Origin of the sequence: Solibacillus ferritrahens (assembly GCF_037027585.1) — a bacterium.
Taxonomy (GTDB): domain Bacteria; phylum Bacillota; class Bacilli; order Bacillales_A; family Planococcaceae; genus Solibacillus; species Solibacillus ferritrahens.
Genome location: NZ_JAXCLE010000013.1, coordinates 28302 through 52210 on the forward strand (window position 1 = coordinate 28302; position 23909 = coordinate 52210).

At 36.9% G+C, this 23909-nt stretch carries 22 protein-coding genes; 18 read left to right on the forward strand and 4 right to left on the reverse strand.

Going from position 1 to position 23909, the window contains the following annotated elements; translation table 11 throughout:
• Window positions 1–107: 107 nt before the first annotated feature.
• The 9 genes from ezrA (at window position 108) to SNE38_RS13205 (ending at window position 9922) form a co-directional block, all read left to right on the forward strand.
• Window positions 108–1811, forward strand: a complete 1704-nt coding sequence (gene ezrA / locus SNE38_RS13165; protein ID WP_336046654.1) for a septation ring formation regulator EzrA — start codon at window positions 108–110, stop codon at window positions 1809–1811.
• A 207-nt stretch (window positions 1812–2018) separates the two neighbouring features.
• Complete coding sequence (locus tag SNE38_RS13170) at window positions 2019–3167, forward strand: cysteine desulfurase family protein (RefSeq protein ID WP_191702909.1); 1149 nt, start codon at window positions 2019–2021, stop codon at window positions 3165–3167.
• On the forward strand, window positions 3164–4375 hold the full coding sequence (thiI, locus tag SNE38_RS13175; RefSeq protein WP_191702908.1) for a tRNA uracil 4-sulfurtransferase ThiI: 1212 nt from the start codon (window positions 3164–3166) through the stop codon (window positions 4373–4375). The genes SNE38_RS13170 and thiI overlap by 4 nt, the downstream gene beginning before the upstream one ends.
• A 109-nt stretch (window positions 4376–4484) precedes the next feature.
• Window positions 4485–4688, forward strand: a complete 204-nt coding sequence (locus SNE38_RS13180; protein ID WP_191702907.1) for an alpha/beta-type small acid-soluble spore protein — start codon at window positions 4485–4487, stop codon at window positions 4686–4688.
• A gap of 165 nt (window positions 4689–4853) precedes the next feature.
• On the forward strand, window positions 4854–6425 hold the full coding sequence (gene mbcS / locus SNE38_RS13185; RefSeq protein ID WP_191702906.1) for an acyl-CoA synthetase MbcS: 1572 nt from the start codon (window positions 4854–4856) through the stop codon (window positions 6423–6425).
• 160 nt (window positions 6426–6585) lie between these two features.
• Complete coding sequence (gene sppA, locus SNE38_RS13190) at window positions 6586–7596, forward strand: signal peptide peptidase SppA (RefSeq protein WP_191702905.1); 1011 nt, start codon at window positions 6586–6588, stop codon at window positions 7594–7596.
• 14 nt (window positions 7597–7610) lie between these two features.
• Window positions 7611–8102: an RDD family protein gene (locus tag SNE38_RS13195; RefSeq protein WP_191702904.1), complete on the forward strand. Its 492-nt coding sequence runs from the start codon at window positions 7611–7613 to the stop codon at window positions 8100–8102.
• 182 nt (window positions 8103–8284) lie between these two features.
• Complete coding sequence (gene tpx / locus SNE38_RS13200) at window positions 8285–8791, forward strand: thiol peroxidase (RefSeq protein ID WP_191702903.1); 507 nt, start codon at window positions 8285–8287, stop codon at window positions 8789–8791.
• 189 nt (window positions 8792–8980) lie between these two features.
• Window positions 8981–9922, forward strand: a complete 942-nt coding sequence (locus tag SNE38_RS13205) for a class I SAM-dependent methyltransferase (RefSeq protein ID WP_191702902.1) — start codon at window positions 8981–8983, stop codon at window positions 9920–9922.
• 103 nt (window positions 9923–10025) lie between these two features.
• Here the strand turns inward: SNE38_RS13205 and SNE38_RS13210 are convergent, their stop codons facing one another.
• Window positions 10026–10472 (reverse strand): universal stress protein, encoded by a 447-nt coding sequence (locus SNE38_RS13210; RefSeq protein ID WP_191702901.1) that lies wholly within the window; start codon window positions 10470–10472, stop codon window positions 10026–10028.
• Between the two features lie 324 nt (window positions 10473–10796).
• Between SNE38_RS13210 and ald the strand changes: the two genes are divergently transcribed.
• A complete protein-coding gene (gene ald / locus SNE38_RS13215; protein WP_191702900.1) occupies window positions 10797–11933 on the forward strand; it encodes an alanine dehydrogenase in 1137 nt (378 codons plus the stop codon).
• Window positions 11934–12009: 76 nt separating this feature from the next.
• On the opposite strand, the gene SNE38_RS13220 is transcribed toward ald, so the two are convergent.
• Together SNE38_RS13220 and SNE38_RS13225 are read right to left on the reverse strand one after the other, a co-directional pair.
• Window positions 12010–12783 (reverse strand): SH3 domain-containing protein, encoded by a 774-nt coding sequence (locus SNE38_RS13220; protein ID WP_336046656.1) that lies wholly within the window; start codon window positions 12781–12783, stop codon window positions 12010–12012.
• A gap of 489 nt (window positions 12784–13272) precedes the next feature.
• Entirely contained in the window at window positions 13273–14361 is a 1089-nt protein-coding gene (locus SNE38_RS13225; RefSeq protein ID WP_191702898.1) for a M24 family metallopeptidase, read from the reverse strand.
• A gap of 121 nt (window positions 14362–14482) precedes the next feature.
• Here SNE38_RS13225 and SNE38_RS13230 point away from each other — a divergent pair, with 121 nt between their 5' ends.
• Window positions 14483–15163 (forward strand): metal-dependent hydrolase, encoded by a 681-nt coding sequence (locus SNE38_RS13230; protein ID WP_191702897.1) that lies wholly within the window; start codon window positions 14483–14485, stop codon window positions 15161–15163.
• A gap of 170 nt (window positions 15164–15333) precedes the next feature.
• Window positions 15334–16641 (forward strand): DRTGG domain-containing protein, encoded by a 1308-nt coding sequence (locus SNE38_RS13235; protein ID WP_191702896.1) that lies wholly within the window; start codon window positions 15334–15336, stop codon window positions 16639–16641.
• A gap of 76 nt (window positions 16642–16717) precedes the next feature.
• Here SNE38_RS13235 and SNE38_RS13240 read toward each other — a convergent pair whose 3' ends face one another.
• Window positions 16718–17029, reverse strand: a complete 312-nt coding sequence (locus tag SNE38_RS13240) for a YtpI family protein (protein ID WP_191702895.1) — start codon at window positions 17027–17029, stop codon at window positions 16718–16720.
• 92 nt (window positions 17030–17121) lie between these two features.
• Between SNE38_RS13240 and SNE38_RS13245 the strand changes: the two genes are divergently transcribed.
• From SNE38_RS13245 to SNE38_RS13270, 6 genes are all read left to right on the forward strand, one after another.
• Entirely contained in the window at window positions 17122–18066 is a 945-nt protein-coding gene (locus tag SNE38_RS13245; protein WP_191702894.1) for a DHH family phosphoesterase, read from the forward strand.
• Window positions 18067–18085: 19 nt separating this feature from the next.
• On the forward strand, window positions 18086–21160 hold the full coding sequence (dnaE, locus tag SNE38_RS13250) for a DNA polymerase III subunit alpha (RefSeq protein WP_191702893.1): 3075 nt from the start codon (window positions 18086–18088) through the stop codon (window positions 21158–21160).
• Window positions 21161–21393: 233 nt separating this feature from the next.
• A complete protein-coding gene (locus tag SNE38_RS13255) occupies window positions 21394–21630 on the forward strand; it encodes a FadR/GntR family transcriptional regulator (RefSeq protein WP_336046659.1) in 237 nt (78 codons plus the stop codon).
• Between the two features lie 72 nt (window positions 21631–21702).
• Window positions 21703–22026, forward strand: a complete 324-nt coding sequence (locus SNE38_RS13260) for a hypothetical protein (protein WP_336046661.1) — start codon at window positions 21703–21705, stop codon at window positions 22024–22026.
• Window positions 22027–22059: 33 nt separating this feature from the next.
• Window positions 22060–22932 carry an acetyl-CoA carboxylase, carboxyltransferase subunit beta gene (accD, locus tag SNE38_RS13265; RefSeq protein WP_191702891.1) on the forward strand — a complete coding sequence of 291 codons (873 nt, stop codon included), beginning with the start codon at window positions 22060–22062 and terminating at the stop codon, window positions 22930–22932.
• Entirely contained in the window at window positions 22925–23881 is a 957-nt protein-coding gene (locus SNE38_RS13270; protein WP_191702890.1) for an acetyl-CoA carboxylase carboxyltransferase subunit alpha, read from the forward strand. The genes accD and SNE38_RS13270 overlap by 8 nt, the downstream gene beginning before the upstream one ends.
• Window positions 23882–23909 lie beyond the last annotated feature (28 nt).

Genomic DNA, 23909 nt, shown 5'->3' on the forward strand with positions numbered 1-23909 from the left:
CAGTAAAAAAACCTGCAAATAGTTCAACAAATAGATTAAAACATGTTATTATTAATAAGACGTATATAGGTAATTTATTGATTTTAATTGGGATTAGGGGGCTTACAATGATAAATTATATCATCATTATTGTCGTCATACTATTAGCATTATTGATTGTAGGGTTGGTAGTACGACGCAAGCATAATGCAGAAATAGGACGATTAGATAAAGAAAAGTTACAAATCCAACACTATCCAATTTTTGAAGAGTTAGCTAAAGTAAAAGCGCTAAATATGAATGGGCAAACAGAAGAGCTATTTGAAAACTGGCGTAATAGATGGTTGGATGTTGTGGATAAACAAATTCCGAAAATTGACGAATTGTTGTTTGATGCGGAAGAATTTATTGATCGTTTCAAATTCAACAAAGCTACACATGCAGAACGGGAAATTGATCAGGAGCTTACAAAGTGCGAGCAAGTTCGTGTACAAATTATTACAGAGCTAGATGAATTAATTGGCAGTGAAGAAAAAAACCGTATCGAAATTGAGCAGTTAAAAGAATATTACCGTTCTGCTCGTAAAACGATTTTGGCACATCAACATTCATTTGGTCCCGCTCTAGAGGAATTGGAAAAGAAGCTTGAGCAGTTTGTACCAAAGTTTGAAGAGTTTGATGAGTTAACGAAAGACGGTAACTACCTACAGGCTCGTGAAATTGTACTTCAGCTGAATGATGAAGCTCAAACTATATTCAACCTACTGAACGAAGTACCAACATTACTTACAGAAATACAGACAAAAATTCCGACAGCGATTCATGAGTTGCGTAATGGGCAGCGTGAAATGGAAGAGCAAAACTATTATTTGCGTCATTTAGAGCTGACAGAATACTTGGATGGGCTTGAAAAAGAATTAGACGTATTGAAGGAAGCTATTGCCGAGTTAAACCTACAGACTGTATTGCCTCGCATTCAGACTATTAATGATGAAATTGATCATTTCTATAATTTACTAGAAAAAGAAGTAATGGCAAGAAAATATGTCGAACGCAATTGTACGGGTATGTATAGTACGATTAATGAAGTGATGCGATTAACAAAAGATATTAGCGATGAAGTGGCCTATATTCAGCATAGCTATCGATTGCAAGACAAAGAGGCTGAAATTCCAAAAGTCGGTTTGAAGCATTTGGAAGTTTTACAAAGACGCTATGAATTATTGTCTACACGTGTACAGGAAGAAAAGTCCGCATATTCAAGCCTTCAGGAAGAATTGAAGGAAATTACGGATGAAATTGAGCGCATTGCAGAAGAACAAGAGAGCTTTTCAAATAAATTAAAGAATTTACGGATTGACGAGAATAAGGCAAGGGCTGAATTGGAAACTTTAAAGCGTTTGCTGCAAAATACAGAACGCTTGCTAGGGCGCGCTAATATTCCTGGGATACCAGAGGAGATGGATGCGCGATTGGAAGAAGCGGCAGAACGTATTTTTGTGGTGGTGCAAAGTTTACAAGAAGTACCATTAAATATTGTACAGGTAAATCAACATTTACTAAGTGCAAAGCAATCCATTGAAGAAACACATGAAAAAGCACAGGAAATGATTGAGAATGTTTTAATAATCGAGCGTCTCATTCAGTTTGGAAACAGATATCGCGCAAATAATCGCCAAGTTCATGAAAGTTTGCTTGAAGCAGAGGATGCATTTAAAAAGTTCCGCTACATAAAGGCATTGGAAGACGCAGCTAGGGCAGTTGAAATTGTAGATCCTAATGCTATTAATCGTATTGAAGAGCTTGTACAAGAACAACTGATTTCAAAATGATAAGCATAACGGTTACATGTTGAACGATTTAGCGTTATAATAAATAAGCAAATTAAAGAGGTTGTGGTAATGGTTTAATAGACTATTACCACAACCTCTCTGCTTGATATGAAATTATCTATAAAGCATTGCGTTGCATTGATTAGGGGATCTCCTATCCATCCTTGTCGTAAAGCTGAATAGTTTAAAAAAGAAGGTAGAGTATAGATGATTTATTTAGATAATAGTGCCACAACAAAACCACACGAGGATGTTCTAAAAACATTCTTGGCAGTGAATGAGCAATATTTTGCAAATCCGGCTTCCATCCATCGTGCCGGTGTTGAGTCAAATGCGTTATTAACAAAAGCTCGTGAGCAATTAGCAAATATTTTGCATACTGAAGAAAAAAACATATTATTTACTTCTGGGGGAACAGAGTCAAATAATGCCGCAATTTTTGGTCTTGCAAAATCAAGTAATTTTAGAGGCAAGCATATTATTACGACTGAAATAGAGCATCCCTCGATTTTGGAAGCCGTTAAGCGTTTAGAAGAAGAAGGCTATGAAATCGACTATTTAAAAGTAAATAAATATGGGATTATATCTTTAGAGGAATTAAAACAAAAACTTCGTAAAGATACCATTATCGTGAGTATTATGCATGTAAACAATGAAATGGGTGCAATACAGCCAATTAAAGAAGCAGCACAAATAATTCATAAACAATGTCAAGCGATGTTCCACGTTGATGCGATTCAAAGTTTTGGTAAGTTGCCTGTATTGTTTGAAGGCGATGAAGGTCCGGATGTTATTTCTGTTTCAGGTCATAAAATCCATGGTCTAAAAGGGAGCGGTCTGTTAGCATTTCGTAAAAAACCACAACTGAAGGCATTTATCGTTGGCGGGGGACAAGAATTTGGTTTACGAAGTGGAACGGTTCCAGTACCACAAGCTGCTGCATTGGCAAAAGCGGCGCGTTTAGCTGTTGAGAATATGCCTGTACATGTCCAGAACTATAAAAAATGGTCAGCAGAACTTCATCATTTCTTTGAGCAATTTGACCAAGAGGTATATATACTTTCGCCAAAAGACGGAGCACCACATATTTTGTCGTTTAGTGTAAAAGGTTTAAAAGGTGAAATTTTAATTAATGCATTACAAAAGCGTGATATTATCGTTTCAACATCAAGTGCTTGTTCATCTAAACAAACGAAAACAAGCCATGTTGTGGAAGCGTTGAATATCGATAGTCGATACAAAAACGGCGTATTGCGTCTAAGCTTCGGCACAAATAATACAGACGAAGATATTGCTGCTTTTAAAAAGCAATTTTCAGTCGTTATGAAAGAGTTAAAAGGAGAAATTACGCAATGATTTTTAAAGAAATTTTAGTTCGCTACGGCGAATTATCAACAAAAGGACGTAACAAAAAAGATTTTATTAGCCGTTTACGGGATAATGTACGTTATTCATTCAATGATATTGCACCACTGAAAATTCGTGCAGAACGTGATCGCATGTTTATTGAAATTGAAAACAAAGAAAAATTTGCTGTACTAATGGACCGTTTACCAAATGTATTTGGTATCCAATCTATCAGCCCTGTTGCATCTTGTGAAAAAGATTTAGATGTAATGAAAGCATTAGCAATGGAAATTTTAGAAGACTACCGCGAACGAGGTGATTTAACGTTTAAAGTGGAAGTGCATCGTACAGATAAAACATTCCCACTGGATACGCATGAATTGCAGCGTGAAATGGGTGCAGCTCTATTACCAAACTTCCCTAACTTTAAAGTACAGGTGAAAAATCCGGATGTTGCACTACGTATTGAAGTACGTGATGATGCAATCTATATGATGGCACAAGTAATTCAAGGTGCTGGAGGAATGCCAATCGGTTCAAATGGCCGAACACTGTTAATGCTTTCCGGTGGTATTGATAGCCCCGTTGCTGGGTATTTAATGATGAAGCGTGGCGTTAGATTAGATGCCATTCACTTCTTCAGTCCACCATATACGAGCGATAATGCATTGCAAAAAGTAAAAGAACTTGCAAATGAATTAACTAAATTCGGTGCAAATATTCGTCTGCATGTCATTCCATTCACAGAATTACAAGTAGCTGTAAAAGATGCGGTTCCAGATAATATGTCTATGACTTCCACTCGTCGTATGATGATGAAAGTTGCTGATAAAGTTCGTGAAGAAATTGGTGCACTAGGAATCGTAACAGGTGAAAGCCTAGGGCAAGTTGCTTCCCAAACTTTAGAAAGCCTAACTGCTATTAATGATGTGACAAATACGCCAATTTTACGTCCGTTAATTTCAGCTGATAAAAATGACATTATTAAAATTGCGAAGGATATCGGCACATATGAAACATCAATACAGCCTTTTGAAGATTGCTGTACGATTTTTACACCATCTAGTCCGAAAACTAAGCCAAAATTAGAAAAAGTACTTCATTTTGAAAGTTTTACGGAATTTGATGATTTAATTGAGCGAGCAGTGAAAAACCGCGAAGTTCATGTGTTTCCACAAAAAGAAGTAAAAGAAGATAAATTTGCTGATTTACTATAAGTTTATACTATAGAAATGATTTCCTAATCGAACTATAAATTACCTGCCTTTTTTGTGTATTAAACTTTTCTCCTGGTGCATTCTAATGTCACAAGGAGGTGAGCAACACATGGCAAACAACAATAGTTCAAACAAATTACGTGTACCTGGTGCACAACAAGCGCTTGACCAAATGAAATACGAAATTGCACAAGAGTTTGGTGTACAATTAGGAGCAGAAGCATCATCTCGTGCAAACGGATCTGTAGGCGGAGAGATTACGAAACGCCTAGTTCAGATGGCTGAGCAACAATTACGTGGTGGAAACCAATAATAAAATTTATGAAAAAGGACCGTTACTTTATGTAGCGGTTCTTTTTTATTTTGCAGGTAATAAAAAAATTTATCCATTAAAAATGGCGGAATATTTTGATATTAATGATTTTCATTATTATACTAAATGAGTAAGATCTTTTTTAAACAAAGGGGAGATTTAAAAATGAATCAAGACTATTTAGTAGCACCGGCAAATTATAATATTGTGGATGAATTTGAAAAGCACGAAAATAAAGCGAACAAAATAGCATTGATTTTCCAGGAGGAAAATGGAAAGGAAAGTCGATATACATATGAAGAACTTTTGCTGCAAGCAAATCAAGCAGCAAATGCCTTTTACGCGAAAGGCTTAAAAAAAGGTGATGTTATTTTAATTATGTTACCACGCTGTCTGGAAGCATATGTTTCTTATATCGGCGCATTAAAAGCAGGACTAGTAATAATTCCAAGTTCAGAATTACTAAGAGCAAAGGATATTGAATATCGATTGAATCATTCTGAAGCAAAAGCAATTATCGTAATGGAGCAGTTTGTAAAAGAATTTGAAGGTGTTGAAAGTTTATCTAATGTTGAACGCTTTATTGTTGGAAACAGCAAAGAAGGCTGGACTTCGTTAATGGAGCTTGCTCAGCAACAATTAAAAGAATTTAATTCTGTTAATACATCATCAAATGACTTAGCATTTTTAGCTTATACATCCGGTACAACGGGAAATCCAAAAGGTGTAATGCATTCACATGGATGGGGATATGCGCATTTACGCACGACAGCGGCAGAGTGGCTTGGTGTACAGGATGGAGATACAGTTTGGGCAACAGCTGCACCTGGTTGGCAAAAATGGATATGGAGTCCGTTCTTGGCGGTGTTAGGGAGTGGCGCAACAGCATTTGTATATAAAGGGAAATTTGAGGCTAAGCAATATTTGCATTTAATTGAGCAGCATAAGATAAACGTGCTTTGCTGTACACCAACTGAATACCGAATGATGGCTAAATTAGATCAATTAGGTTCATTTGATTTAAATTCATTGCGAAGTGCAGTATCAGCTGGTGAACCGTTAAATCGGGAAGTAATTGAAACATTTAAGCGGGAGCATAATTTAGTAGTGCGGGATGGATATGGGCAAACGGAAAACACATTGCTAATAGGAACATTGCTAAATACAGAATTACGTTCCGGCTCAATGGGAAAACCAACGCCAGGTAACATTATTGAACTGGTAAATGAGGAAGGTGAGCCGGTTCCAGTAGGTGAAGTTGGGGATATTGCTGTACACAAATCAACTCCAGCGCTATTTAAAGGCTACTATAAAGACCCAGAGCGTACAGCAATTCAATATCGTGGTGATTGGTATATTACAGGTGACCGTGCTACGAAAGATGATGACGGTTACTTTTGGTTTGAAGGGCGCAATGATGATATTATTATTTCTTCTGGCTATACTATTGGTCCATTTGAAGTGGAAGATGCTTTAACTAAGCATCCTGCTGTACAAGAGTGTGCTGTTGTGGCAAGTCCTGATGAAGTACGGGGAAATATTGTAAAAGCGTTTATTGTACTAAAAGACCAATCGTTGAAAGATAGCCCAACAATCGTAGAAGATTTACAAAATCACGTTAAACAACTGACAGCACCATATAAATATCCACGTGTTATTGAATTTCTAGATGAATTACCTAAAACAATTTCAGGGAAAATACGTCGTGTCGAATTGCGTTTAAAAGAGTTGAAATAACAATTTCCGATATTATTTCCTGGGGAATATTGAAAAAAGGTGGCGAATATTGCCGCCTTTTTTTAGGAAATAACGATGGATATAAAACTCTAGTACTGAATTATCTTTTCATTGAAACTTTTTTAATATACCATCGTACATATAATAAGGAGGCGAAGGCATGAATACAAAACGAGTAGTAGCTTTAATAATAGCTGCCGTATTATTATTTTTCTCAATTGGGATTAATACGATTATTACTATTTTTAAAACCGATTTCTTTAGTAGCTTTGATACTATGATGGGGTCAGGTGCTCTTACATATGAAAATGTAATCGAATCAGGTGATTTTACGGAGCGCATTGCCAATTTGAAAGTTGATGGTGTAATTCAGGATGTTGGAGAACCAAGTATTTGGGAAACTGTTGATTATAATCATCAAGCATTTCTGGAACAGTTGGACGCTGTTTTAAAAGATGAAACGGTTAAGGCAGTTCTTTTAACGGTTAATACACCAGGTGGTGGTGTAATCGAATCAGAAGAAATATACCAAAAGTTATTACAAATTAAAGAAGAAAAACAAATACCGATTTATGTAACGATGGGGGCGATGGCTGCTTCTGGTGGCTATTATATCTCAGCACCAGCAGATAAGATTTTTGCCCAGCGCGAAACGATTACAGGATCAATTGGTGTAATTATGCAGTCAATCAATTATGAGAAATTAGCTGAAAAAATCGGAGTCGAATTTGAAACGATTAAATCTGGCGAGCATAAGGATATGTTCGGAGGGTCACGCCCATCTACTGAAGAAGAGCTAGCAATGCTTCAAGAGATGATTGATGAATCTTATGAACATTTTGTCGATATTATTGAAACTGGACGTAATATGTCGGAAGCAGAAGTGAAAAAGGTTGCTGATGGTCGTGTATTAGGTGGTTCACAGGCATTAAGAGCAGGCTTAGTAGATGAAATCGGTAATGAAGAAGCAGCTATCAATGCATTACGTGCAGACTATAGTTTGGAAGATGCAGAGTTGTTTGAATATACGATGGATACATCGAGCTGGGGGTTATTTTTAGGTGCCAAATTAGGCTCAATGTTCAGCCCATCAGCAGAATCACAAGTTTTATCTAAAATTATTTCATCAACGAATTCACCGCGTATGATGTATTTATACGGTGACTACTAATAGGGGGGAAAGCAATGACTGAAGCAATCGAAGTAGTTGATACAACATCTGCCGAAGAGCTGCCTTCTATTAAACAAAAAACAGCGGGTTTTTGGATGCGTTTTTGGGCTTTTGTATTGGATTCCCTTGTCATTAGTGCAATAGTAGGTATATCTATAAAGCCAATATTTGCTTTAATGGATTGGGACACAGCTAGCAATGTTTGGTATGCGCCAATGACCATTATATCTGGAATTATTTTTTATGCTTATTTTGTCCTGTTGACGAAGTTCTTTAAGCAAACATTAGGGAAAATGGTTTTTGGCATAAAGGTTGAAAAGGAAAATGGCGAATCATTGGACTGGATGACTATTCTGTTTCGTGAAGTAGTAGGCAGATTTATTAATGGAACATTATTGTACTTACCATATTTAATCGTCGCTTTTTCACCGAATAATAAAAGTATTGCAGATTATTTTGCGGATACTGTTGTCATTCATGAAAGAATTTATACTAAAGATGTTTAAAAAATATTAGAAGGGGAATTGTAAATTATCGACACCTTCTATAGAAAAGAAAGGGTTGCTTCGTGATCAATTTGATACCGAGCAACCCTTTTCTTTATTTAGTAAGTGAATGTAAGCTCAGTTAGTTGCATTTTTCAAATCATGTTTAGTAATATTAGGGAATATAAAGGAGGCGTATAGTTATGGCACAAGTAACATTTAAAAACGGTCCGGTAACATTAATCGGCAATGAGGTAAAAGTAGGGGATCAAGCCCCAGATTTTAAAGTATTAGCAAACGATTTATCAGAGGTAACACTAAAGAACTCTGAGGGTAAAATTCGCTTATTTTCAGTTGTACCATCATTAGAAACAGGTGTTTGTGACAAGCAGACACGTACATTTAATGAAGCAGCAGCCAATTTAGGTGAAAATGTAGTCATTTATACAGTTTCAATGGACTTGCCATTTGCTCAAAAACGCTGGTGTGGAGCAGCAGGTATTGACAATGTCGTAACCGTATCTGACCACCGCGATGCATCTTTTGGTGAAGCGTATGGCGTACATATGAAAGAATTACGCCTATTAGCACGTTCAATTTTTGTAGTTGATGAAGCAGGCAAAGTAACTTATGTAGAATATGTTCCAGAAGGTACAGACCACCCTAACTATGACGCAGCAATTGAAGCTGTAAAAGCCATTTCAAAATAATTTCGTTTTTTACGATTTTGTTGTAAAGTAAATAAATGAAGATGGATACCCACTCAATGATTATTGAGTGGGTTGTTCATTTGTGGATTGGAAAATAGATTTCAAAAGAGAATCCACAGTAAAGAGGTGGTGTCTCACTTTTTAGTGGGTATCGTTTCTTTGATGAATAGGAATGAGGGAGTTATTTTTATGGAGAAGTTTGAACAAATCTTTAAATACATTAATGACCATGCTGAAACTATTGTTGCCCAAGAAGAGCAGGATTATTTAGAAGCGTTGTTACAAACATTGGAAGAAACACTTGATGGGAAATTTGAGTGGCAAGTAGAAGGTGCAACTAAGGAAGATATGCGTAAAGCTATCCAAATTGCGATTCTTAAAGGTATGCGTAAAAGTGCTCAGCCAAATCACCAAATGACCCCTGACACGTTAGGACTGATTGTGAGCCATTTTGTGGAGCGCTGCTTTGAACAGGAACTCACTGAGCGATCAATATCAATAGTAGACCCAGCCTTAGGGACAGGAAATTTACTGTTTACATTAATGAATGCGTTTGAAGGTAAAGTGGAAGCTACTGGGGTAGAAGTTGATGATGTGCTAATTCGATTAGCCGCAGCAACTGGAGACTTAGTTGAACAACCTGTAACACTATTTCGCCAGGATGCACTCGAGAAGCTACTAGTCGATCCGGTAGATGCAGTGGTATGTGACTTACCTGTAGGTTATTATCCGAACGAAGAGGTAGCACTTGATTATGAATTATGTGCAGCAGAAGGAATGAGTTATTCACACCACTTATTTATTGAGCAATCGCTGAATTATACAAAAGAAGGCGGCTTTGCATTTTTCTTAGTTCCATCTAACTTATTTGAATCTGACCAAGCAAAGCAATTGCATCAGTATATTAAGGGCCATGCGTGGATTCAGGCTGTCATCCAGCTCCCTGAAAATCTATTCGCTTCAAAAGCACATGAGAAAAGTATTTTAATTTTACAGAAGCAAAGTACACAACTAAAAGCACCACGTGAAGTTTTATTGGCAAAAGTACCTAATATGTCCAATAGAGAAGCGTTGGCAATGTTTTTTGAAAAGGTACGTATGTGGAAAGAAAGCAATAATCAAAAACGTTAATATACATCATGATGTTAGTTTAACTGAAGAAACAGATATTATAGAGCCAAAAATGCCATCTACTCAATGTGAGAAGATGGCATTTTACTTTTAAACTATGAAATCATTCTGGAGTACGAATTACTAATACGTCACATTTAGCAGTACGAACGATTGATTCTGAAACTGATCCGATTAAGAAACGTTCTACAGCGTTTAAACCAGTAGCTCCACAAATGATTAAATCTGCTTCTACAATATTTGAAAGGTCTTTTGTAATAATATTTTTAGGAGAACCATACTCGATGATAAGATTTACATTCTCAACACCATCTTCTTCTGCTTGCTTTTTATAGCCATTCAGTAGTTCTTCAGCATGTTGTTGAGCACGCTCAGCAATTGAACGATCATAAGCTTCGATAGCAGCAAAAGAACGTGTATCGATAACGTTTACTAAATTAATTGTTGCACCTTCATTGCGTTTTGCTACATCAATTGATTTACGGAACGCATATTCAGCCTCTTTAGAACCGTCTACCGCTACTACAATGCTTTTATAATGATTTGCCATTTCCATTACCTCCTAATTTTTCTATGACTTCATTATAACAAATGTTTTTCGAATAGAAACACCTAACCCCGAAAATTAAAAAAATTACCATTGTTATGTCACGATTTAGGTTGGAAATGTACATAATTTGTTCAAATACTATGATAATATATTTTTATTACAATATTTAATATAATTTCTAATTTAAATATTGTCAGTAAAGCGTACTATTCTGAATAAATTTTATATTTAAAATAAATCTACTATTTTTGTGTTAAAGTTGGTAGAATGGATTTGAATTATGTTATGCATTTTTCTAAGCGATGTTTATAGGGAGGAATTACGTTGAAAATCGGGGTACCGAAAGAGATAAAAAATAATGAGAATCGTGTGGCAATGACACCAGCAGGAGTATTGTCATTAATTGCTAATGGTCATGAAGTGTATATTGAAAAAGGTGCTGGGTTAGGTTCAGCATTTACAGATGATGACTATATTGCAGCTGGCGCAAAAATTGTAGATACAGCTGCAGATGCATGGAATGCGGAAATGGTTCTGAAAGTAAAAGAACCTGTTAAGAGTGAATATAGTTATTTCCGTGAAGGTTTAATATTATTTACTTATCTACATTTGGCACCAGAACCAGAACTTACAAAGGCTTTACTAGAAAAGCGTGTTACAGGGATTGCATATGAAACGGTTCAATTACCAAACCGTTCATTACCATTATTGACACCGATGAGTGAAGTGGCAGGTAAAATGGCGACTCAAGTTGGTGCGCATTATTTAGAGAAATACCAAGGTGGAAAAGGGATTTTACTTGGGGGTGTCTCAGGTGTTCCACGCGGGAAAGTAACTGTAATTGGTGGCGGTATTGCTGGTACAAATGCAGCGAAAATTGCAGTAGGTATGGGCGCGGATGTAACAGTGATTGACTTAAGCCCAGAACGTTTACGTCAGCTTGAAGATATATTCGGTCGTGATGTACAAACTTTAATTTCTAACCCATACAATATTGCTGACGCTGTTCGCTCGGCAGATTTAGTTATTGGATCTGTTTTAATTCCTGGAGCTAAGGCACCGAAATTAGTTACAGAAGAAATGATTAAATCTATGTCACCAGGATCAGTTGTAGTTGATATTGCGATTGACCAAGGTGGTTGTTTCGAAACTTCTGAAAAGGTTACGACACATGACAACCCAACATTCGTTAAACATGACGTAGTTCACTATACAGTTGCAAATATGCCTGGTGCAGTGCCACGTACATCTACACTGGCATTAACAAATAATACAGTGCCATATGCACTGCAAATTGCCAATAAAGGATTTATTAAAGCGTGTTTAGACAATACAGCATTAAAGCTTGGTTTAAACACGGTAGATGGGCATGTTGTCTATGAGGCGGTAGCAGATGCACAGGGATTACCTTATGTAGCTGTAGATGACGTTTTAGGCGTATTGACAGGATTAAACAGCTAAAAGTAATATAAAATGTTTTAAACAAAAAATACTCGGATGTTAACCAATTAACGTCCGAGTGTTGTTTATTGATTATTTAATTCACCGAAACAAGCTCTGCTGTAATTTCACCTTCAAAGTTTTTAACTCGAATTATACCGTAATCTTTTGCTAAATAAAGTTTAGATCCATTTGGATATTTGATGACTACAACATTCTTAAAAGTCCCTGCTTTAGTCTTTAAAGTAGTCGATGTACTTTCAACAACTACTTCTGTTTTCGTATTCGATTCAATTCCATAATCCGTATCATAAATTGTCGACTTTTCCTTCATCGGATAACTTAAAGAAAAGAAGAAAACATCAGAATAGGCTACACCAAGTTCGAAACTATTTTCATTTTCGATATATGTGTATCCAATAAAATCTTCTTCCATTAAGCTAACGGAATTCCTTATATCTGGATTGATGGAAGCTTTATACGTAGTTTTTGCTCCTCCTTCAAAAGAAGGTTCATACGTATAGTTTCGATTAGCTTTAGGGAGTAGACCATTCGTAATAACAGGTGATTTTTTAGGTTCAAATTTTTCCGGTTTTTCCGTCGTTAAAGTTTTTGAATGAATATAACCTTTATTGCCGTTATGTGTTATATAAGCCCATTGTCTATCTTTTGAAAGTACGGTAACTTTAGAAAAGTTTTCAATGAGTGATAATTGTTTTGCACTAGGTGATGGCGCATCACGTAAAAAAATATTTTCTTCTGCATTAATAAACTGAGTCGACTCGGCATGTGCTGGCTGCGTTTGTAATAAACTAAATGGCATTAGAAGCATAAGCAGGATGATTAGCATAAATAACGATAATTTTTTCATGATGCACTCCCTTTCTTGATTTTAATTTTCTCTATAAAATACCTATTCCTTAATTTTACCTATAGAAAACGAGTAAAAATATGGGAATAACCTTAAAAGTATATAAATCCGAGTAGTTCAATATCGCGAAAACATTGATATGCCTTCACTTAATAACAACTCCTCACAGCGAAAGATTATTATCAAATCCCCTACAAAAAATATTCTCATGGACAATTATATTACTGAGACTTTTCTTTATTCCTACTTTATTTTAAAAATAAAATACTAAATATGTTCTAAATCTTATAAGTGCCTAAGATTGAATAATTGCGGAAATAGAGGAATAGCATAATGTCTCTCACAAAAAAGGGTTGTATTGAAGTCCAAAATGAACTAACAATACAACCTTTTATGTGTTAAATATTTTTTTGAACGATTGCTGCTAAAGCGAGGACTGTGTCAAAGCTGTTACCTGGGAATTCAGCTATGCTGACATAGCAATTAGATTTATAAAATTACTAATTCCTTAGTAAACTTCGTTAATATTTCTACGCCGTCGTTTGTTACGACTACATCATCTTCAATACGAACTCCGGCTGCGTCTGATTTATAAATCCCTGGTTCGATTGTAAATACTGTACCGGGCTGTAAAGTCATTTCATTTGTTCCTGTAATTGATGGGAACTCATGGACTGAAATTCCAAGCCCATGACCTAAACGGTGAGTGAAATATTCACCATATCCTGCATCAGTAATTATATCACGGGAAATTTTATCTAGATCCATTGCGCGAACACCTGGTTTTACTGCTTCGATTGCTGCTTCATTAGCGTGGCGTACTGTATTGTAGATTTTCATTTGTTCTTCATTTGGCTGACCGAATGCTACTGTTCGTGTAATATCTGAACAATACCCTTCATAAATAACACCTAAATCGAATAATATGAAGTCACCTTTTTGAATTTTGCGATCACCCGGAGTACCGTGTGGAGAAGCTGTTTTTTCACCTGCAAGTACCATCGTATTGAAGCTCATCGCATACCCTTTTGCCTTAATGGCAGATTCAATTGTATTTAAAATTTCCATTTCTGTTTTGCCTTCAGCGATTGCGTCACAGCCTACTTCAATTGCAAAGTCTGCTAATTGTGCGGCTTTACGTAATTTCACAAGCTCTTCTTCGTCTTTACAAATACGGAGTGCATTTACCTTTTCGTCGATATTTGTAAATTTCAAAGTATCAAAACGATCTTGGATTGCTTCTAAACGTTCAACTGTTAAATGGGATTTTTCGATTGCCAATGTATTAAATGCTACGTTTCGTGCTCGAACGGCCTTTGCCACAACATCCCATGCATTTTCAGTATCTTCATGTCCAATTACTTCATAAGACCATCCCGCTGCTACAACGTCTGGTATTTCCATTTTTGGACAAATTAAAAAAGGCTCTGCGTTTTTAAATACCATGACACCGAGTAAACGTTCATGCGGATCACTTTTAAAATTAGAAAAGTAAAACACATTATCGGGAGTAGTGATAAAAGCAGCATCCCACTCATTTTCTACTAAATATTGCTGTAATTGATTTTGCTTTGACATATTAAAAATCCCCTTTATTTCCTAAGATTGAATTCATAATAAGCATATCAAAAAAAGGAGATTTATGCATAAGTATCGAATAGATCAGAGGTGACAATATATCTTTTAGGAGGGTAATTTTATGAAAGTTTCATATCATGGGCATTCAGTTATAAAAATAGTAACGAATGGTACAACTATTTTAATAGACCCTTTTATAAATGGAAATGGTCTTACAGATTTAAAAGTTGCAAACGAAAATCCGGATGTTATTTTATTGACACACGGCCATAATGATCACGTAGGAGATACGGTTGAATTGGCCAAAAAGAATAATGCGCTTGTTGTTGCACCAAATGAGCTAGCCGATTATTTAGGCTGGCAAGGGTGCAATGTTCATAATATGCATATCGGTGGCGCGCACGAATTTGAATTTGGGAAGGTTAAGTTTACACAGGCTTTCCATGGTTCTTCATATGTAACGGAGAATAAGGAGATTATTTATACGGGCATGCCTTCAGGAATTTTATTTACAGCAGAAGGAAAAACAATTTACCATGCTGGTGATACGGCATTGTTTGGAGACATGGAACTGATAGGAAAACGACATCCAATTGATGTGGCTTTCCTGCCAATCGGGGATAATTTTACAATGGGACCAGAAGATGCAGCGTATGCAGTAACATTATTAAAACCAAAAATTGTTGTCCCGATACACTACAATACATTCCCACCAATTACACAAAACCCTGGCGAATTTGCGAAGCTTGTAGAAGGGGCGGAAGTCCAAATTCTAAAGTCAGGTGAATTTGTAGAATTTTAATATAAAAAAGCAAACTGCCCAACCTTGTAAACCTGGTTGGGCAGTTTGTCTTATTTTTTGTTGTTTTTTATAAGCAAAAATGGGGGTATAGATATGGAATATATATAATTGCAACGTTTAAATATGGTACACTAAGGACATAAATGAATGATGAGAAATAGGTGATGTAATTGTCAACAAAACACGAGAAAATATTACAATACATTGAATCACTACCAGTTGGCGATAAAATATCTGTCCGTCAAATTGCAAAGGAAATGCAAGTAAGTGAAGGGACAGCTTATCGTGCGATTAAAGAAGCTGAAAATCGTAGGCTAGTTAGTTCAATTGAACGTGTAGGAACCATTCGTATTGAAAAGAAAAAGAAAGAAAATATTGAACGATTAACATTTGCGGAAATTGTAAATATTATTGATGGTCAAGTGTTGGGTGGGAAGTCAGGTCTACATAAGACGTTAACTAAATTTGTAATCGGTGCGATGAAGCTTGACGATATGATGCGATATACAGATGCAGGAAGCCTTCTGATTGTTGGAAACCGTACACAAGCTCATGAATATGCATTAAAAACCGGTGCGGCCGTATTAATTACAGGTGGTTTTGATACGACGGATTTGAATAAAGCATTGGCTGATGAATTGGATTTACCGATTATTTCAACAACATACGATACGTTTACAGTAGCTACAATGATTAACCGTGCTATTTATGACCAATTAATTAAAAAAGATATTTTACTTATTGAAGATGTATACGTACCAATGGAGGATACTGCCGTACTAAGAAATAGTGATACCATTGCAGACTTCCATAGACAGAATCGCCGAACAACACATGGGGCATTCCCTGTTTTAACACATCAAAATAAGCTAGTTGGTATGATTACGAGTAAAGATGTTATTGGGAAAGAAGAGTCAGAACCGATTGATAAGGTTATGACAAAGAATCCAATTGCTGCTTCCATGAAAACAAGTGTAGCCTCTGCAGGCCACCGAATGATTTGGGAAGGGATAGACTTGCTTCCGGTCATAGATGAAGATGGGCTGTTAAAAGGGGTTATTAGCCGTCAGGACGTTTTAAAGGCGATACAATTAGCACAGCGTCAGCCACAGCACGGAGAGACAATTGATGATTTGGTTAAAAATGAGATGCGTGTTATGGGTGAAGAAGAAATCGCTGTGGAGTTTACAGTCACACCGCAAATGACAAATCAATTTGGCGCGATTTCCTATGGTGCCTTTACCATTTTACTTTCGGAAGTTGGAGCTTTTGCATTGAAACGTCGTAAGCGTGGAGAAGCTGTTGTAGAAAATATGAATATTTACTTTATCAAGCCTGTACAGATGGAGAGTGTGTTAACGGTCCGTCCAAGAATTTTGGACATGTCCCGTAAATTTGTGAAGATGGATTTTGAAGTATTTAGTGGAGCAAATCTTGTTGGAAAAGCGATGATGACTTTCCAACTATTAGAACGATAATGTAAAAGTGTTATTGAATTTAAATAATAAAAAGGGGTGTCCTCAAGGTCAACACCTTTAGAAACACCCTTTTCATTTACTTATTTAATTCATATTCTTCATGTACGTAACGTCCTTCATGACGCATACGTTTATAATTGTTTACACCTAAACCGGCACCTAAAACAATAAATACTGCTGCAATGGCAAATCCAATTATATCGGGATATAAGATTATTGCATTAAGGCCGAAGAAAATCAAAAATGATGCAAGTGAAACACCTGCTTTTGCAGTATACCATTTTCGGCGAATAGGCAAAGTAGAGCGGAATTGCTTCGTTTTAAAATAAAAGTAAAATACAAGTGATGCTACAATACCAGCAACGAACAGAAAATTTAAATAGACCATAGTGAACCTCCTAGTAGCCAAACTACTAAATATTGTAACGATTTTTCATAAAAAATGATATAGGTTTTCACTATGTACGAGGGGGAAATGTTGTGAAACGTCAAATAATTGACAAAATTAAACAATATGACACAATTATACTTCACCGCCATGTACGACCAGATCCAGATGCATATGGATCTCAAATTGGTTTGGCAGAATTAATACGTGCGAATTATCCGGAGAAAGAAGTATTTACAGTCGGTGAACATGATCCGTCTTTATCGTTTTTAGCTTTCCCGCAAAATATAGAAGATACGAAGTTTAATAATGCACTCATTATTGTAACTGACACAGCAAATACAGAGCGTATTGATGACGAACGCTATAAAAAAGGTGACTCTATTATTAAAATCGATCACCATCCAAATGACGATGCATATGGTGATTTACTATGGGTTGATACTAATGCAAGCTCATGCAGTGAGATGGTTTATGAACTTTTTGAAGAAGGCAGAGAGTATGCCAATTGGCAAATGTCCGATGCAGCAGCACGACTCTTATTTGCAGGCATTGTTGGAGATACGGGTCGTTTCCTTTTCCCAAGTGCGAGTCCAAAAACATTTGAAACTGCAGGTCAGCTAGTCCAATATAATTTCGACCGCAATCAAGTATTTGATGGTATGTACGAGATGGAACGCAAACTTTTAAATTTACAAGGGTACGTATACCAGCATTTTGAAATGGATGAAAACGGCATGGCCTACATTAAATTGCCTTCATCTATTTTAAAGCAATATGATGCTACACCTTCCGAAACATCCCTATTAGTTGGCTCGTTGGGCAATGTGAAAAATATCCGTGCATGGGTTATGTTTATCGAAGACAATGATACAATTCGTGTTCGTTTACGTTCGAAAGGTCCGATTATCAATGGGCTGGCAAAAAAATATAATGGCGGAGGACACCCGTTAGCATCCGGTGCAACAGCCTATACTTGGGAAGAGGCAGATCAAGTAATTGATGATTTAAAAGCTATTTGTAAAGAATATAAATAATATGTTGGAGGGATGAAGCGTGACTGTATATCCACAAATACGGACAAGTGCCGATTTATTAAAAAGTACAATTCGTCTTGAAGAGCTCATCCCTTTTTTACATCAACAAAAGGCAAAAAGCTGTGCAATCGTCAATACGAAATTGTACGGACTTTTGCCTTTTTGGTTTGAAATGAAAAGGGCCGGCATACATCCGGTAATTGGGTTGACAATACAGCTAGAATGGACAGAAGAACAGTCATTGCCGCTTGTATTATATGCGAAAACAAACGAAGGCTATCAAAATCTATTGAAGATTTCCAGCAGTATTGCGATTCGATCGGATCAAACAATTCCTTTAAGATGGTTGCTGGCCTATGGAAAAGGAATAGTCTTTATGATTCCCGCTCTTGATTTACAAGGAAGATGGCTGCAGCAAACGGCTGAGAATACATTGCTGGAGATTAAAAATGCTTATTCTAATGAGCTATATATTGGAATATCACGTGGATCAAATGAAGGCCCATTTGAAAGACAAGCTGTAGAATTTGCAGTGAAAAATGGGTTGCCAATTGTTGCGACACATGAATCACTATTTTTGAAAGAAGAGGATTTTTTTTCATATGAAGTTGCCCAAGCCATCGAAACAGGTGTGAAACTTAATGAAGCAGCAATAAACAATAAACAGGAAAGCTATGTATTAACTGCAGAGCAATGGCAAGGGAAGTTCCAGGATGAACCACAATGGCTCTTACAAATGGAAAGTTTATTAATGAGCTGTCAAGTTCAATTAACTACGAATGATGTTTATATGCCAAGATTTCCTCTACAGAAAGGGGATACGGCAGAAAAGATATTGCAGCAGCAAGTAGTTGCTGGACTGCAGCGCAGATTAAAAATGGATTCATTGCCGAGTCAGTATTTGGAACGGATGAACTATGAGTTGGACGTCATTCAATCAATGGGGTATTCTGATTATTTTTTGATTGTTGCTGACTTTATGCGATTTGCACGAGAGGAACAAATATTAACAGGTCCAGGACGAGGCTCTTCTGCGTCATCGCTCGTTGCCTATGCACTTGAAATTACACAAGTAGACCCTCTACAATATGATTTACTATTCGAGCGCTTTTTAAATCCTGAGCGCATAACTTTACCGGATATCGATATTGATTTTTTGGATACGAGGCGTCATGAAGTAATTCAATATGTGGCGAAAAAATATGGGAAGCAGTATGTCGCGCAAATTATTACGTTTGGTACGCTATCGGCAAAAGCTGTTGCACGAGATGTCGCCCGAATGTTCAATTTTGAAAGTGAAACATTGGAGATGATTTCAAAACTTATTCCAAATAAACCAGGTATTACGTTACAGGAAGCATATTCGAAATCCGAAAATTTGAGGGAGTGGATAGCAGCAGAGCCAATACGCCAAAAGTGGTTTAAAACGTCGCTTCGATTGGAGGGGCTACCACGAAATGCTTCGACCCATGCAGCGGGCGTCGTATTAAGTCCGGTCCCATTAGTAGATATCGTTCCGATTGAAGAAGGTCATGAAGGAATTTATTTGACACAATGGCCAATGCTTGAAGTTGAGCAAACAGGCTTGTTGAAAATTGATTTTTTAGGACTGCGCAATTTAACGATTCTTGAACAAATTAGGAAATCTATTCAGTTTACACATGATGTTCGACTGGATTTTAATCAAATTCCACTTAATGACGGGAAGACATTTGAACTCCTACAGCATGGAGATACTGCTGGTATTTTCCAGCTCGAATCAGATGGAATGAAAAATGCTCTACGGGAAATAAAACCAACTCACTTTTTAGATATTGTGGCAGTAAATGCATTATATAGACCCGGCCCAATGGAATTTATCCCGCTTTATGCAAGAAGGAAGCATAAAAAAGAGCAGGTAATGATGCCGCATCCGGATTTAACGCCAATTTTGGAAGAAACACATGGGGTTATCATTTACCAAGAACAAATTATGCGTATAGCCAATGTAATGGCAGGCTTTTCGTTTGGACAGGCTGATTTGCTCCGCCGTGCTGTAAGTAAAAAGAAGCGGGATGTGTTGGAACAGCAGCGTGCATCTTTTGTGAAAGGTGCAATGGCAAAAGGCTATACAGAGCAAGTAGCAGAAGAAGTTTATGCATTAATTGTACGCTTTGCTGATTATGGTTTCCCAAAAAGCCATGCAGTAGCATATAGTATCATTTCGTATCAAATGGCATATTTAAAAGCAAATTATCCTGTTAATTTCTATGCTGCTCTTCTTACAAATGCAACGGGCAATACAGAAAAGCTTGCACAAATTTTAATGGAGGCAAAAGCAAGGGGCATTGAAATTCTGCCGCCATCGATTAATCGAAGTATGCGCCATTTTAAAGTAGAGGGCGGGAAGATTCGTTTTAGTTTTTCTGCGATTAAAGGAGTACCTCAGCCATTTTTGCAAAAGTTGTTAATTGCCCGTGAAGAAAGACAAAAACCGTTCGAATCTATATTTGATTTAGCGGTTACGATGACGACAGCGAATTTCAACCGTAAAATAATCGAACCGTTGATTAAAGCTGGGGCACTTGATGAATTTGGAAAAGATCGTGCTACATTACTTGCTACAATTGAAGGAGCACAAAAACAAGCTGATTTTGTGCGACCGGGCGGAGATGATTTATTTGAAGGCGCTCTACTTGCATTTGGTAAGCCGAAATACAATGAAACATCACCGATACCGGAAAAAATAAAGCTACAATACGAAAAAGAAGTACTCGGTTTTTATTTATCAGATCATCCAATTGTTAAAGTACGCAAACATTTCCCGGAAGTTACAGCAACAGTTCAAACATTATCCCAACTGAAAGAAAATGCTTACGTAAAAATGATTGGCCAAGTTCAGGAAATGCGTCAGCTTCGTACTAAGCGAGGAGAACTGATGGCATTTGTCCAATTGGAGGATGAATATGGGGCGGTCTCTTTAACACTTTTTCCGAAAGAATACGAGAAAGTCGTTGGTAAATTACAGGAGGATACTTTGCTCTATATTGAAGGGTTTTTCGAACATCGCTTTAATAAATCACAAATAAAGATCAAGGAAATTATTATAAAATAAATAGTATTATAGAGCGTTTCTAATAAAATTAGAAACGCTCTTTTTATATTACTTCATCAAATTTTATCGAAAAAACATAAAAATAGTTATATATTCGCAAATTTTATTATATATAAGATTATAGTTTTATAATTTCCCTTTACAACTTCAAAAACATTTTGTATCCTTACTGTATAAACTGGTCTGACCACTTTTGATAAATTATGAATGTTGGACCCGATGAGGTGAAAAGTGTGGAAGAAAAGCCCGCAAAAAAAATATTCATACAAATTGTAAAGCAATTGCATGATTTAATAGCTGAACAAAATATTCAGGAAGGGCAAAAGCTGCCTTCAGAAAGAGTGTTAAGTGAACAGCTACAAGTGGGAAGGTCTTCTGTCAGAGAAGCTTTACGTAGTTTGGAATTGCTTGGTTTAATTGAAACAAGACATGGTGGAGGTACTTATTTAGCCAGCATGAAGCACCATTAATTCGTTGAAATTGTCGGTTCGTTTATTCTGCAGGATGAGAAATCTATAGCTGATGTCCATGCGACAAGACAAATGCACGAAAAAGAAGCAATTCGTATCATTTGTCAGTCTCCTGTTTTCTGCGCATTACCGATTTGGAAAAGTTTTTTTGTGAAGGTGGAGCTTGGGGAATCATTAAAGAGAGAAGATATACTTCGAGAATGTATTGTTATTTCCGGGAACCGACTTTCATTAAAAATTTGGCTGCAGCTCCTTGCATTTAGCGACAAGCTGCTCGCGACTGATATAACTGCCGAAGAGAAAAGGGAAGTAAAGACTTTACTAGCTTCTATGCAGATGGGGTATTCACAGGAAGCACTTGATGCATACGAAAACTGGATGGCCATTATAAAATAAACATTTTTCAAATCAATTCAAAGGGGGATTACGATGTCAATTCGTGATTTATTTACAATTAGCCGCAAAAAAAATACAGATAATATAACAAAAAGAGAAGATGAAAAAGCCTTTCCAGAAGGCATCGTTACAAAATGTCCAAAATGCAAAATGATTCATGTAACAAAGGAAATAGAGAAAAACCTGAAAGTATGTACGAAATGCCAGCATCATTTTAGTTTGACAGCAGAAGAAAGAATTGCATGCTTTCTAGATAAAGGGTCATTTGTGTCAATGGATGATCATCTTCAAACGACAAACCCTTTAAATTTCCCTGCTTATGTGGAAAAAATAGAAATCGATAAAAAGAAAACAGGTTTGAATGAAGCAGTTTTAACAGGGGTAGGAGCATTAAAAGGCATGCAGGTCGTCGTTGCAGTAATGGATTCACATTTCCGTATGGGGTCGATGGGATCTGTTGTAGGAGAAAAAATTACGCGAGCTGTAGAAAAAGCAACAGAACTTAGAGTGCCATTTATTATTTTTACTGCCAGTGGTGGAGCTCGTATGCAAGAAGGCGTACTTTCCTTGATGCAAATGGCGAAAACGAGTGTTGCATTAAAACGTCATAGCGAAGAAGGCTTGCTTTATATTTCTATTATGACGCATCCTACAACAGGAGGTGTTTCTGCAAGTTTCGCATCGATTGGGGATTATAATATTGCCGAACCCCAAAGTTTAATTGGCTTTGCAGGGCGTCGTGTCATCGAGCAGACAGTAAGGGAAAAGTTGCCTGATGATTTCCAAACGGCAGAATTTTTATTGGACCATGGTCAACTTGATGCCATTTTTAATCGATTGGAAATGCGAGATAAAATTGCAACAATTGTGAAGTTACATGTACAAGGAGGCGTATCCCATGTCTAAATTAATGGCGTTTGAAGAACCAGTTGTGAAGCTTCGAGAAAAAATTGTGGAGTTAAAAACGATTGCAACAGAAGCGGAAGTCGATATGAGCGGTGAAATTGAGAAGCTAGAATCGAGATTGCAGGAGTTGGAGAAAAATGTTTATGCGAATATGGAGCCATGGGACCGAGTGCAAGTAGCCCGACATGCTGAACGCCCGACAACTCTTGAGTATATTGAACGGATATTTGATGATTTCATTGAACTGCATGGGGATCGTACATTTAAGGATGATGCATCAATTGTTGGGGGGATTGCCTCATTTAATGGGCAGGCAATTACGATTATTGGTCACCAACGCGGAAAAACGACGAAAGAGAATATTCGACGTAATTTTGGTATGCCACACCCGGAAGGATATCGTAAAGCATTGCGATTGATGAAGCAAGCGGAGAAATTTAATCGTCCTATTATTTGTTTTATTGATACGAAAGGTGCCTACCCAGGGAAAGCAGCTGAGGAGCGCGGTCAAAGTGAAGCTATTGCACGCAACTTATTTGAAATGGCTGGTCTCCGGGTACCGATTATTAGTGTTGTTATAGGGGAAGGCGGTAGTGGTGGTGCACTTGCATTAGGCGTAGCGAACCAAATTTTAATGCTTGAAAATGCGACCTACTCAGTTATTTCTCCAGAAGGAGCGGCATCGATTTTATGGAAAGATGCAAGCTATGCTAAGCAAGCAGCAGAAGCTATGAAAATAACAGCCCTTGATTTAAAGCAGCTTGAAATTATTGATGGCATTATTCCGGAAGTTGCCGGAGGAGCGCATAAAGATAAGGAACAGCAAGCTATAATAATGAAAGAATACATTACAAATACTTTAAACGATTTAAATAAAGAAAGTGCCGAGCAATTAGTGGAGAATCGTTATACAAAATTTAAGAACATCGGTCAATATATTGAACAATAATATTGTTTAACTAATGATTGAAGAGCTA